We start from the raw sequence: 14,283 nt of genomic DNA on the forward strand, positions 1-14,283 counted from the left end.
AGGGAGGAAATTTTATGATGAACAAAATGATCGTTAGCGTGCTGCTCGGATCTTTGATTGTTTCCGGAAGCCTGATGCTGAACGGAACGGCCGTGCAGCCCGCATTGCCGGATTCCGGTATGGCGGATGGCAAGGCGGCTCTTCCGGGAGCGGGCGGCACCTCAGATATTAAGGTGCCGGTGCCTGCCGGAAACGTTGAATCCGGCGGCGAGAAGACTTACGCTCAGCTGCCCGTGACACAAACCGCAAATAACATCGAAATAACCGTGCATGCCGTCAGGCTGAAGGCCGACACGGCGGATTTCGAGGTGACGATCCGGAATCTTTCGGACCGTGAGTCGATCGCGCCGGATCTGGCAAGCATCTCGGTCGTTACGAATGAAGGCCTGCCGGGCCGGCACTCGGAGAAGGTACGTGCTGCGCAGGTTAACCCGGATTTCGAGCAGGCGGTGATCCAGCCAGGCAAGGAGCGATATGGCTGGCTGAGCAGCGGTGCGTGGAGCGAGGAAGCTCCCGAGCGTCTCACTCTGAATGTGACAATCCGCAGCAACAGCGGGGCGGAGCAGGCGTTTGTCATTCCCGTAGACTGCCGGGGACTTACGTTCCGCACGCTTTGATGATAAGGGCCGTTACGGGCAGGATTGCCGAGACGGATGAAGACAACCGGAGCCGAACGGATCGCTAACAGTAAGAGATAGGGATAGCAAGTTAGAGGTAGAGATAGAGATAGAGATAGAGATAGAGATAGAGATAGGCAAGGGCAAGGCGAGGGTAACAACAAGAACAAGAACAAGAACAAGAACAAGAACAAGAACAAGAGATAAAAATGATAATTGCATGCCGCACTCAGGTGCGGCTTTTTGCCGTATACCTGTGGCAGGCATCGCGCACCGGCATAAATACCTCTTGCATCTTTTGTAGCAAAAGTGTAAGATAAGGCCATGAAGACATTGTGATTTATTTCACAGACTAAACCTGATCCGTTTTTATTCATTTATCCGCTTTGGTTAATCGCCAACAGCTCTTTTTTAAAGAAAGTATGTGAATTAATTCACTAATTAAAATTTTGGGAGGCTATCATCATGACATTCAAAGTTGCCGTAATCGGATGCACACACGCAGGAACCGCCGCTGTTAAAAACATTGCAACACAATATCCCGACGCGGAAATCACGGTCTACGAGCGCAATGATACTATTTCGTTCCTTTCGTGCGGAATCGCGCTTCATGTCGGCGGAGTGATCGGGGATGCGCAGGGGCTTTTCTACAGCAGCCCGGAAGAGCTTGCCCGGCTCGGTGTCGTTACCCGGATGCGCCACGAAGTGCTGGAAGTCGATGTGCAGGCCAGAACGCTCCGGGCCCGCAACCTGGAGAGCGGGGAAGAGTTCGGCGACACCTACGACAAACTGGTCGTGACGACAGGTTCGTGGCCGGTTATTCCCCGGATGGAAGGCATCGGGCTGGAGAACATCCAGCTGTGCAAAAACTACGGCCATGCCCGTGAAATCATCGCCCGTGCGGCGGACGCGAAGCGCATCACGGTAATCGGAGCCGGTTATATCGGCATCGAGCTGGTCGAAGCGTTCCGCGATCTGGGCAAAGATGTGACGCTGATCGACAACATGGACCGCGTCATGGCTAAGTACCTGGACCCCGAGTTCACCGGCTTGGCCGACAAGGAACTCCGGGAACGGGGCGTACGGCTCGCACTCGGACGGACCGTCGAAGGATTCCGCGGTACGGACGGCAAGGTCCGCGAAGTCGTGACGACCGACGGCACTTTCGAGACCGACATGGTCGTGCTGTGCATCGGATTCCGTCCCGGAACGGATCTGCTCAAAGGCCAGGTGGATATGCTGCCGGGCGGCGCTATCCTCGTGGACGATTATATGCGCACGAGCCATCCCGACGTGCTGGCCGCCGGAGACAGCTGTGCCGTCCGGTATAATCCGACGGGCGAAGCGGCTTACATCCCGCTGGCGACGAATGCCGTCCGCATGGGAACGCTGGCCGCCATGAACCTGCTGAAGCCGGCCGTCCGGTATCAGGGCACCCAGGGCACGTCGGCCATTAAGCTGTTCGACTGGAATATCGCTTCGACAGGACTTACGGAAGGAGCCGCGGCTGCGGCGGGCATGAATGTGAAGGCCGTCGTCATTCATGAGAACAACCGGCCGGAATTTATGCCGACCTATGACGATGTGATGCTCAAACTGGTTTTCGAAGCGGAAGGCGGCCGCCTGGTGGGAGCGCAAGTGATGTCGAAAGCGGATTTGACTCAGGCCGTCAATACGCTGTCGGTTTGCATCCAGAACCGGATGACCGTTCAGGAGCTTGCTTTTGTGGATTTCTTCTTCCAGCCGCACTATAACAAACCGTGGAACCTCCTTAATACGGCAGGCCTGGCCGCTATGCAACGGCTGAATGAAACGGTGGATACGGCTGAGGAGCCGGAACGGGCGCAGCCCGCCGCGGAACGTGCCGATGCTCGGCCTCACGGTAAATACGGAGTCGCGTAAACGGGCGTAAACAGACAGAGCTTACGGGCAGAACTGCCCGATCCCTAAGCCTGATTAAAATAGAACCCGCTGCCGTTTTATAAGGGAAGCGGGTTCTTTTTATTCATTCGTATTTCTCTTTATGACCAGTTGAAAGCTCGAACCACTAACCCTCACCTATAAAGGTAAGAGTCTTGTTCAGCGACAGCTCCCATCTCAAAAAGGGAAAATTTCCATCCGTCCCACAAATAGAGTAAAATATATTAGAAGCTGCACAGTCGGTTTTCAACCTAACTGCCGCAAATTTGGCGCAGCGCATTTAAGATACGGCCGGCTTTTTAGCACCGGGCCAACGCAAGAAAGCCGTCACATACATATGCAACTGAATCGGGCTTTTAAACGGCCCTGTCTTACAATTTTTATTCGGGAGGATAAGCTGATGACATTTGCGGAACATTTTATATAACTCCGTTTAACGAATATCCGGGGACCTCCTTGAAACGTTTTCCTTTCAAAATGTGAACATGAAAACTCAGGAGGTGCCGATCCATGCGTTCGGAACAAGAAATATTTAATCTGGTATTGAAAGTGGCGGAGAATGACAGCCGTGTAAGGGCGGTCGGGTTGAACGGTTCGAGGACGAATCCGAATGTTCCCAAAGACATTTTCAGAGATTACGATATCGTCTATCTCGTCACGGATATGGAGTCTTTTCTAAACGATCCGGAATGGGTGAACGTTTTCGGGGAACGGATGATTATGCAGACGCCGGAAGAGATGGCTCTGTTTCCTAACGAGCTGGGAAACCGTTTTACCTATCTCATGTTATTTGAAGACGGGAATCGGATAGACCTGATGCTTATTCCTCTTGAGGAGAAAGAGATGTACTGCCGGGAAGACAAGCTGACGGTGATCCTGCTCGACAAGGACAACGCTATGCCGGTCATACCGCCTCCGACCGATGAAGACTACTGGGTGCAGCGTCCCAGCGCCGAATTTTACGCCGATTGCTGCAACGAATTCTGGTGGGTGTCCACCTATGTCGCCAAAGGTTTGTGGAGACAGGAGATTTTGTATGCGATCGATCATTTGAACCTGGTCCGGGCGATGCTGCTCAAAATGCTGGAATGGAAGGTCGGAATTGATACCGGCTTCTCGCTCAGTATCGGGAAGAACGGCAAATTTTTAAAGCGGTACCTGGATGAAGAATCTTGGAACAAGCTTTTGTCGACCTATGAAAACGGCAGTTATGAGCAGATTTGGAACGCTTTGTATGTGATGGGAGAGCTTTTTGAACCTGCTGCCCTTAAAGTGGCGGCGGAATTCGGATATGTTTATCCTGCGGAAGAAGCGGAGAAGATCAAACCGTATTTGCGGCAAGTTCAACTTCTTGCTCCCGATGCGCGGGACATCTATTAACATTTCTTGTAACTAAAAAGAACCCTGACACATAGCTGTCAGGGTCTTTTTGTTACGATGGAAACAGGCCCGGCCACCTCGTTGTTTCAGCCGACGTTAGATTTTATATTGACTGTACGTTCATTCAATAATAAAATAAAGGTACTGAACGGAATATTTTACCTACAGAAAGGAGTTCATGTATATGGATTTGTATTATGAAGTACAGGGAAAAGGCGCTCGGGTCGTGCTCATTCACAGTCCCGGTGTAGACTCTCGCGAATGGAAGTTCATCGCTCCGATTTTGGCGCAGTCGTTCCAGGTGATCACGTTCGACGGCCGGGGGACCGGAAAATCCCCGGCTCCGACCGTTCCGGTCAATCTGGTCGAAGATCTGAAGCGCCTGCTTGATCATTTGAATATCGGACAGGCTGTCCTGATCGGTCATTCCATGGGCGGACAGGCGGCAGCGGATTTCGCTTTGACTTATCCTTCCATGGTTAGCCAGCTCATTCTGCTCGCCCCTTCGCTTTCCGGTTTTTCCTACTCGAAAGAATTTACGGAATGGCTGGCCCAAGTAAACTCTTTCGCCCCCGATCTCGACAAAATGATCGGCACTTCCTTGGCCGGGCCTAATTACCGGGTCGTCATGTCGAGTCCGCAGCGTGATTTTCTGATTGAGATGCATACGGACTATATGCGCAGAGTCTTTACGGAATGGAAGAGTTTCGAAGTAAACTGGCCTCAGCCTCCCGCGATCGAGCGTTTAGAGGAGATTAGCGCGCCAACCTTGTTTCTGCAAGGAACGGTGGAATGGGGGGATATGGCACGCGTTGCGGAGGAATATAAGCGTGTGCCTTCGTGTAAAATCATCCGGATAGAAGGTGCCGACCATATGCTGACATTGACTCATCCCGCGGAAACTGCCGGTTCTATCGAACAGTTCCTGAAGGACCTTGTCTGATGCCGCGTTCAAGAGAAGAAAACGAGCGCGTCCGCCAGCTTGCCCAAGAAAACATCCGGACTTCGGCCATGCAAGTTTTTATAGAGAAGGGCTACTATAACGCCTCTATTGCCGATATAGCGAAGAGAGCGGGGGTTTCTAAAGGACTTTTGTACAATTATTATAAAGGAAAAGAAGAACTTCTCGGCGACATGGTACAAAGCCGGATAGAAGAAATCGAAGACGTCATGCACAAAGCGGCGTCTCTGGGCACCCCGTCCGAGCAGTTGAAACATATCATCGACGGCGCTATCGACAATGTGCTCCAGCACCCGAAAATTTACCGGTTTTATTTGCATCTGCAAACTCAGCCCGAAGAAGATCTGCTGCTGTCCCGGTACAGCCAGATGCTCAATGAGGAAATGGCCCGGCAGTTTCAGCTCCAATGTGAGATGTTCCGTAAACTCGGAGTTCCCGAACCCGAAATCAGATCGCTTCATTTTTCTTCCGCCATCCACGGGATTTCCCTGATGATCTCGACCTATCCCGAGCATTACCCTGTCCGGCAGGTGAAAGAACAGTTGTTTCGTGATTTTTGCGTTACCGAGTAATTATTCGAGAGGAGCATCATGATGGAGAACCTTGCGGCGAAAAGCTTGATTGAAAAATACGTGGAGGCCTATAATGCTTTCGATATCGAAGGTATGCTTCTGCTTATGCATGATGAGATTGTGTTCCGGAACATCTCTAACGGCGTCGTGAATGCGGAGACGGAAGGAAAAGACGCTTTTCGCGAATTAGCCGGACAATCCCAAAAGCTGTTTTCCCAGCGTTGTCAGACTATTACGGATTATGCGGTCAAAGGCGACCGGGTCGAAGTTGAGATTGATTACGAGGGAACTCTTGCGGCCGATCTGCCTCACGGTCCTAAAGCAGGGGAAAAGATCGCTCTTAAAGGAAAGTCGGTATTTAAAATTGAAGACGGCAAATTGCTCGTAATCGAAGATTACAGTTAAAACGGTATCCGGGAGGGCTTGCCGTGCTTTTAGCGAAAAGGTGCGGGCCGTCCCCGTACAGAGCGGTTTTGGTCCACGGCGTTGGTTATACGGCGGCGCAATGCGAAGCGTGAAACCGCGTCATGCAAAGCAGCTGAAGTTTCATCCGGAGAGCGGATATTGGGCAGTGTATATGCGGTGTACGAACGCAAACAGGTGCAGGCTTTTATAGCCTACACCTGTTCTTTTTTTGTCCCGGCGTCAGTAGCGGTCCATAATCAACTGAGTTTTGAGCGAATCCTGCGCGAGGAACCAGCCCTTGCTCTGCAGCAGTGCGATCAGTTCATCGTGCTTCGCGGATGCGGTTGATTCGCTCGTCGTCTTGAACGAAGCTTCGACTATGTATTCGGTGCCGGTTCCGGCAGAGTTCCGGATCGGCCATACTTCGATGTACAGCTTCAAGCCGTTCCAGGTGCCGATCGAGCGTTTGGCAAGCACCGGCCCGTAGTAGCGGGAGCTTCCGAGCAGACTCGTACCCCAGCCGTTGCTGAGCCAATCGTCGAACTTGCCCGGCGCATTGCTGATCATCAGGCTGCGGGCATCGCTGACAGACGGAAGATCCATGCCGCTGTATCCGGATTTGCTGGCATTTTTGCTCCGCGTGATGCTCAAGGTTTTGTTCTGGTAGCCCCACTCGACTTGCGCTTCGTAGTTCGTGTCACTGGAGTCGAATCCGTCCTGGTTCGCTTTCGTAAGTGCGGCGTTTATATCGTTGTTTGCGATCGGGTAGCGCTTTTTGTAGCTCAGCTCGAATTTGCTCTCGCCTTCGGTTTTACGAATGCGGGGGCTCCAGCCGCCGGTGTAAATAGTTTTGGCGTTCGTGTCCAGGAAAGCCACATTCATTTTGGTAACGCTGGACGGCATGGCGAACGTATCCAGCACGTCGCTTTTGAGCTTGTTATCCGAGCCCAGGACGGCCGCCGGACTCATCAAAATCTTTACCTCGTAATCGGGCACCATGTTGCTTGCGGCATGTGCGGGTGCGGACTGGATAACCGTACCGGTCAGCAGAGTCGAACCGACGGTCAGGACAAGCGCGGTAGTGCGGAGCAAACGTGTAAACATCCAATTTTCTCTCCTTTATTCTCATCTTGAATAGTTTCCCATTATTTAGAATAAAGAACGTCTATTAGCTCATCGTCAAGGGAAAGGACGATTTATGTAAATACCGCTTTATTTATATTCGCAGAGAAGGTGAATTAAACCACATAAAAAAGGGATAGGAAGGATACTCAATGCAGTTCGTTCGTTATTGCGTTTGGAATGAATAGAGGTTTGGTACGGAGAGAGGGTGCGGGGAATCGAGCTTAATCGACAAATGTACACGTTTCGGCAATGACATATGTCACATGAAATGTTGTTATTTTGTAAAATTGGATAAAAATAGACCTTATTATTAAATTAATACAAAATAGTTCAAAAATACCATGATTACCGGGAGGACATCAGTTATAATTGGTAATTGATGGTGAATTATGTAATTTTATAAGAAGAGGAAGCAAATGGAACTCCTACAAAGCTTGAAAGCAAAAATAGTTTTAGATTTAAACGCAAGAATCTCTTGTTGCAAAATCCCGTAGACGGGATGATTTCATCCATTTGCTAAACTGCCCGCGAAGGGAGGATACCTTTACTCATTATCTCTATCCGACATCAAATGTCAAGTTTTGGAATATTTTTACCCATCGGACAATTAATTAGACGAGCCTGCCGAAAGAGCCCCTTCACTTTTTGTCCAAGTTTTTTTTAAAAGTTTGGAGTGTGGAATTTAGATAACAGGTTTGCATACCTGAAAACGAATCTCTATACCAGGAGAGTGTCGATGTGAGAGAAAATACGAACAAACGGTTTGCTTTAACTCAAGCGCAGCGAAGAATATGGAGTATGGAAATGATGTATCCGAATACATCGGTCGGAATCATCGTGGGTACTTTGTTTATTCGCGGACCCGTGAATACCGACGCTTTGATGCAGGCGATCTATCAGTTGGTCCGGGACCACGACGCGTTCCGAATCCGGATCGAGTCTTCCGAGGCCGGCGAACCCGTCCAGTGGTTTGCGAATGAATCGGACATTGAACCGCACTGCGACTACAGGGAAATGGGCAGCGAAGCCGAAGCGAAAGAGTGGCTGGATCAGTTTAATCATACGCCGTTATCTATTTTTGACGAACAACTGTATCAATTCTGCCTGTTTAATCTGAATAACGAAGAACATTGGTTTAACATCAAAATACATCACAGCATAGCGGACGGTATCGCATCGCATCTTCTTTGCACGACGATTATGGAAAACTATGCGAAATTAATCGACGGCCGAGAACCCGACGCTAAAGCCAAAGGGACTTATCTCGATTACATCTACGCCGAACAAGAATACGAGCGTTCGGATCGCTACCAGAAGGACAAAGCCTACTGGCTGGACAAGTTCGAATCCTTCTCGGAAATAACACGAATGAAACCGAGTTCGCCTTACTCCGTGAGTACGGAGGCCGACAGGGTGAGTGTGCCCTTCGCGGGCAAGCGCTACGAGCAGCTGCAGCGTTTCAGCGAAGAGAACAACATCAGTACCTTTACGGTGTTTTTGGCGGCTTTATACATATTGCTCCATAAAGTAACGGGAAATGAAGATATCACAGTCGGCACCATCTATGCGAACCGGACGTCGAAGCAGGAGAAAGAGACGTTAGGGATGTTCGTGAGTACGGTTGCGACCCGAATGCTGCTCGAGCCGGATCAGCATGTATTGGCGTTTTTGCAGCATGTGTCCAAAGAACAGAAAGCGAATCTCCGTCACCAGAAGTACCCGTACAATCAGCTTATTCAAGACTTAAGAGAGCGGAACAAACAGTGGGACGTTCCCGAATTGTTCCGGGTGGACATCGAATATTTGCCCGTGAACTGGACTTATTACGACGGCCTCAGCGTAATTCGGAAAAGCAGTCATTCCGGCCACGAAGTGGGCGATTTTGCCGTACACGTTGTCGATATGCTGGACGATAAGGAAATTGATTTGAATATCGATTACCGGGCTCAGTTGTTCGATGAGAGTGAAATCTTACGGATCTCGGAGCAGTTGTTTACTATTATTGACCGGATCGTCCTTAACCCCCGGCAAACCGTGCGCGAGCTGTCCATGCTGAGCAATGAAGAGAAGAATAAGATTTTGATGGAATTCAATCCGCCGGTGTCCGAACTTCCGCCTGACAAAACGTTCCACCAATTGTTCGAGGAACAGGCGGCGCTGAATCCGGATACGGCGGCAGTGGTGTACGAGAGCAATCAGCTCACATACGGGGAACTCAACGATCGGGCCAACCGCCTGGCGGGCTCGCTGCGCGGAGCCGGGATCGGCCGAGAAGCGGTCGTGGGCATTCTGGCCGACCGTTCGGTCGATCTGCTCGTCGGCGTCATGGCGGTATGGAAAGCCGGAGGCGCGTACGTTCCGCTGGACCCGGATTACCCGTCCGATCGCATCCGCTACATGCTTGAAGACAGCGGTGCGGCCGTACTGCTGACGCAAAGCGGACTGAGGGACAGAGCCGGAACGTGGCAGGGAGAAGGAGGGGCGCTTCGCACGATTCTATGCCTGGACGACGAGAAGTCGTACAGCGAAGAATTGGAGAACGCGCCGGCGGAGAGCCGGCCGGACGACCTTGCCTACGTGATCTACACCTCCGGCACGACGGGACGGCCGAAAGGCGTTATGATCGAGCACCGGAGTCTGGTGAATACGGCAGCGGCTTACCGCAAGGAATACGGGCTCGATCAGTTCCCCGTACGCCTGCTGCAGTTGGCGAGCTTTTCCTTCGACGTGTTCGTCGGGGATATCGCCCGGACCCTCTACAATGGCGGCACCATGGTCATCTGCCCGAAAGACGACCGGATCGATCCGACACGCCTGCACGGCTGGATACAGAGCCGGCAGATTACCGTGTTCGAATCGACGCCGGCGCTAATCATCCCGTTTATGGAGCATGTGGCGCAGCAGGGGCTCGATATGAGTTCGATGAAGCTTCTCATCACCAGCTCCGATAGCTGCAGTGTAGAAGATTACCGGCAGTTGCAGAAACGGTTCGGTTCTCGGTTCCGGATCATCAACAGCTACGGTGTGACGGAGGCGGCGATTGATTCGAGCTTTTACGACGAACCGCTCTCCAAGCTGCCGGAAGCCGGAAACGTGCCCATCGGCAAAGCCTGGCTGAATGCGAAATTTTACATCGTGGACGCTCAGTTGAACCCCGTTCCCGTAGGAATACTGGGCGAGCTGTGTATCGGCGGGCCGGGCGTCGCCCGGGGGTACATGAACCGTCCGGAGCTGACGGAAGAGAAGTTTGCGGACAGCCCGTTCGCTGCCGGGGAGCGCCTGTACCGCACGGGCGATCTGGCTCGCTGGATGGAAGACGGCAACGTGGACTTCATCGGGCGGATCGACTATCAGGTGAAGATCCGGGGATACCGGATCGAGCTCGGCGAAATCGAAACGGCCATGCTGCGTTTTGACGGCATCCGCCAAGCGGTCGTGACCGACCGTACCGACGAGCGGGGCCAGAAGTATTTGTGCGGCTACGTTGTGTCGGAATCTGAAATCGATACCAGAGAGTTGCACGCGTATCTGGAGCAGACGCTCCCTTCGCATATGGTGCCGGCTCGTGTGATGCGTCTGGACCGGCTGCCTCTTACGCCGAACGGCAAGGTAGACCGCAAGGCGCTGCCCGAGCCGGAAGGAAGCGTACAGGCAGAGGTGAAATACATCGCTCCCCGAACTCCGGCGGAGCAGGCGCTTGCCGCCGTCTGGCAGTCCGTGCTGGGCGTGGACAGAGTCGGTCTGTCGGACAATTTCTTCGGACTTGGCGGCGATTCGATTAAAGCGCTGCAAGTTTCTTCAAGGCTCCTTCAGGCCGGTTACAAGCTGGTTATGCGTGATCTTTTCCACTATCCGACGATAGCGTCCCTCAGCCCGCAGCTTCAAACGGCCGGCAAAACCGCCAGCCAGGAAGAGGTGACGGGAGCCGTGACGCTCACGCCGATTCAGCGCTGGTTTTTCGGGCAAAATCCGGCCGACCCGCACCACAGCAATCAGGCCTTCATGCAGTACCGCAGGGAAGGTTTCGAGGAGACGGCTCTGAGGAAAACGATCGCTAAGCTGGTCGAGCACCATGACGCGCTTCGTACGGTTTACCGCAAAACCGGAGCCGGATATGAAGCATGGAACCGTGGGACGGAGGAAGAATTGTTCAGCCTGGAAGTGGCTGATTTTACGGGCCTCGGAAACTGCAAGGCAGCCGTTGAGGCAAAGGCGAGCGAAATCCAGGGGAGTATCGACCTTGAAAAGGGGCCTTTGGTGAAGCTGGGCCTATTCCGCTGCACGGATGGCGACCATTTGCTCATGGCTATCCACCATCTTGTTGTGGACGGCGTGTCCTGGCGCATCTTGTTTGAAGATTTTGCGGCCGCTTACGAACAGGCTTTCGGCGGAAATGCGATTTCGCTTCCGCATAAAACGGACTCGTTCCAGACATGGGCCGGGCAGTTGTCCCGCTATGCGGGTAGTACGGCGCTTGAATCCGAGCGGGCTTACTGGAGGCAGATCGGCCAGCTTGAACAGACACCGCTGCCCAAAGATTTGGGGCAGGATAAATCACGGCTCAAAGACAGCGATGTCGTGACCGTAAGATGGACGGAAGGCGAGACGGAGCAGCTCTTGAAGCAGGCGCATCGCGCTTACAATACGGAGATGAACGATCTTCTGCTTACCGCCCTCGGTATGGCCGTCCAAGGCTGGACGGGACATAGGCGGGTGCTCGTGAATCTGGAAGGCCACGGCCGTGAAGACATTCTTCCGGATGTCGACATTACGCGCACCGTCGGATGGTTCACCAGCCAGTTTCCGGTCATGCTGGAGAGCGGCCGGGATCAGACGGTTGCCCAGCAGATCAAGCAGACCAAGGAAGGCCTCCGGCGTATTCCCGACAAGGGAATCGGCTACGGCATTCTGAAATACATGTCGGAAGAGCGGGAGAGCGACCTATTCGGTTCCGATCCGGAAATCAGCTTTAACTACCTCGGCCAGTTCGATCAGGATTATCAGAGCAGCGGCCTGGAACCTTCTCCGTTCTCAACCGGGAACGATATCAGCGAAAACGCGGTGATGGATTTCGCGCTCGACATGAACGGTATGGTCACGGAGGGTTCGCTTGAGCTTACGATCCGCTACGGGACGACTCAGTACCGCCGGGAGACGATTGAGCGGCTGGGGAGCCTCTTGGAAACAAGCTTGCGGGGAGTAATCGCGCACTGCTTGTCCAAGGATCTGCCGGAGCTTACACCGAGCGATGTCCTGCTGCCGGAGCTGTCCGTAGAAGAGCTGGAGCAGCTGACGGCACGCACCGCCCCCATCGGTGAGCTGGAAAATGTGTACACGCTGACTCCGATGCAGAAGGGCATGCTGTTCCACAGCATGCTGGACGCCGATTCGGAGGCCTATTTCGAGCAGGTAACGTTCGATCTGCAGGGCAGCCTCGACGCCGAGGCTTTTGCGAAAGGGCTGGATGTGCTGATTCAACGGCATGAAGCGCTTCGGACCAATTTTATAAGCGGATGGAAAGATGAGCCGGTTCAGATCGTGTTTCGTAAGCGGAAAGGCGAAATTTACTACGAGGATGTAAGCGGACTTGACAAGTCGGAGAGGGAGCAAGCACTCGTTGAACTGGCTAACGCCGACAAAGCCCGGAAATTTGACTTGGCGCATGACTCGCTTATGCGGGTGACCCTTGTGCGGACCGATGAACAAACCTGGCACTTGATCTGGAGCCACCATCATATCCTGATGGACGGCTGGTGCATGTCCTTCATGATCAAGGAAGTGTTTGAAAGTTATTTCGCGTTTCTGGAACGAAGAAAACCGGAACTTCCTTCCGTTACTCCGTTTGCCCGTTATATCGAATGGCTGGAGAAACAGGATCGGAACGCGGCAGCCGACTATTGGAGCGGATACTTGAACGGCTACGACCAGCACACGAAACTTCCTCAGGAAAAAGCGCAGCGTAAAGCGGAAAGTTTCAACGCGGTCGAACTGGATTTCGAATTCAGCCGGGAACTGAGCGAGCGGATCGAGCGCGTGTCCAGGCAAAATCAGGTGACGCTGAGTACGTTCGTTCAAACGCTCTGGGGTCTTGTTCTGCAAGTTTATAACAACAGCCGGGATGTCGTGTTCGGCTGCGTCGTTTCGGGCCGTCCGGCGGATATCGCCGGTGTGGAAAGCATGATCGGCTTGTTTATCAATACGATTCCGGTCCGGGTTCGGAGCGAAGCGGGAGAATCTGTGGCAGATGTCTTGCGAAAAACCCAGGAGCAGGCACTTGCTTCGGGCGCGTACGATACGTTCCCGCTTTATGAAATCCAGGCGCTAAGCGAGCAAAAACGCGATCTTATCAGCCATATCATGGTATTCGAAAACTATCCGATGGAGGAACGGATCGAACAGCTTATCGGAGGAAACGGAGCTTTGGCCATTTCCAACATTCAGGCCCCGGAGCAAACGAACTATGATTTCGATATAACGGTTATTCCGGGCGAGCGGATTGTGATCCGGTTCACCTATAACGCGGATACGTTCAGCGAGGAAGAAATCCGTGGGATTCACGGGCATTTCACCCGGGCGGTCGAGCAGGCTGCGGCCGATCCGAACATCCCCGTCGAACAGTTGGAGCTGCTTACGCTTTCGGAAAAAGAGCAGCTGCTCGAAGCGTTCAATCCGGCTATGTCCGAGCTTCCGCAGGTGCAGACGTTTCACCGACTGTTCGAGGAGCAGACGGAGCGCACTCCCGATGCGGTGGCCGTTGTCTACGAAGACAAGCAGCTGTCCTACCGGGGGCTCAACGAACGGGCGAACCGGCTGGCCGAAACGCTGCGCGCGGGCGGCGTCGGCAGAGAGTCGATCGTCGGCATACTGGCCGAGCGTTCGGTGGAGCTGCTCGTCGGTGTGATCGCCGTATGGAAAGCGGGAGGCGCGTACGTGCCGCTTGACCCGGATTATCCGGCCGACCGCATCCGGTTTATGCTCGAAGACAGCGGAGCGACGGTGCTTCTGACGCAAACTTCTCTCAGAGAGAACGCCGAGGCTTGGCTGGACGCGGAAGAGACGGCGCTGCGCGCGATCCTTTGCCTGGACGACGAAAAATCGTACAGCGGGGACGGAGAGAATGCGGCTATCGGAAGCCTGACTGTAGGGAATGCGAATGAAAGCGCAGAGAGTGTCCGGGTGTCTGCGGATCAAGGAGACGGCGCTGCGTCGGGCAGCACGACTGACAACGGATCGGACGGCAGCTTGTCCGCATCAGGCACGCCGGAGGGTGTCCCAGCCGAAACCCAGCCGCACGATCTCGCCT

The 14,283-nt window shown here is 53.2% G+C and carries 8 protein-coding genes; 7 read left to right on the top strand and 1 reads right to left on the bottom strand.

Features of this window, described 5'->3' with window-relative positions; translation table 11 throughout:
• Nucleotides 1–14: 14 nt before the first annotated feature.
• The 6 genes from ABH899_RS14600 to ABH899_RS14625 all read left to right on the top strand — a co-directional run bounded on the left by ABH899_RS14600 (nt 15) and on the right by ABH899_RS14625 (nt 5,855).
• Nucleotides 15–617, top strand: a complete 603-nt coding sequence (locus ABH899_RS14600; RefSeq protein WP_369997373.1) for a hypothetical protein — start codon at nt 15–17, stop codon at nt 615–617.
• A 465-nt stretch (nt 618–1,082) separates the two neighbouring features.
• A complete protein-coding gene (locus ABH899_RS14605; protein WP_369997376.1) occupies nt 1,083–2,519 on the top strand; it encodes an FAD-dependent oxidoreductase in 1,437 nt (478 codons plus the stop codon).
• Nucleotides 2,520–3,047: 528 nt separating this feature from the next.
• Entirely contained in the window at nt 3,048–3,917 is an 870-nt protein-coding gene (locus ABH899_RS14610; protein WP_369997379.1) for an aminoglycoside 6-adenylyltransferase, read from the top strand.
• 184 nt (nt 3,918–4,101) lie between these two features.
• Nucleotides 4,102–4,860, top strand: coding sequence for an alpha/beta fold hydrolase (locus ABH899_RS14615; protein WP_369997382.1), 759 nt, complete (start codon nt 4,102–4,104; stop codon nt 4,858–4,860).
• Entirely contained in the window at nt 4,860–5,450 is a 591-nt protein-coding gene (locus ABH899_RS14620) for a TetR/AcrR family transcriptional regulator (protein WP_369997385.1), read from the top strand. Before ABH899_RS14615 ends, ABH899_RS14620 begins: the two co-directional genes overlap by 1 nt.
• A gap of 21 nt (nt 5,451–5,471) precedes the next feature.
• On the top strand, nt 5,472–5,855 hold the full coding sequence (locus ABH899_RS14625) for a nuclear transport factor 2 family protein (protein ID WP_369997436.1): 384 nt from the start codon (nt 5,472–5,474) through the stop codon (nt 5,853–5,855).
• A gap of 240 nt (nt 5,856–6,095) precedes the next feature.
• Here the strand turns inward: ABH899_RS14625 and ABH899_RS14630 are convergent, their stop codons facing one another.
• Nucleotides 6,096–6,959, bottom strand: a complete 864-nt coding sequence (locus ABH899_RS14630; protein ID WP_369997388.1) for a hypothetical protein — start codon at nt 6,957–6,959, stop codon at nt 6,096–6,098.
• 759 nt (nt 6,960–7,718) lie between these two features.
• Here ABH899_RS14630 and ABH899_RS14635 point away from each other — a divergent pair.
• Nucleotides 7,719–14,283 (top strand): amino acid adenylation domain-containing protein (locus ABH899_RS14635; RefSeq protein WP_369997391.1); only part of this gene is annotated, 6,565 nt, incomplete at its 3' end.

It is taken from the genome of Paenibacillus sp. RC84 (assembly GCF_041260495.1).
Taxonomy (GTDB): domain Bacteria; phylum Bacillota; class Bacilli; order Paenibacillales; family NBRC-103111; genus Paenibacillus_F.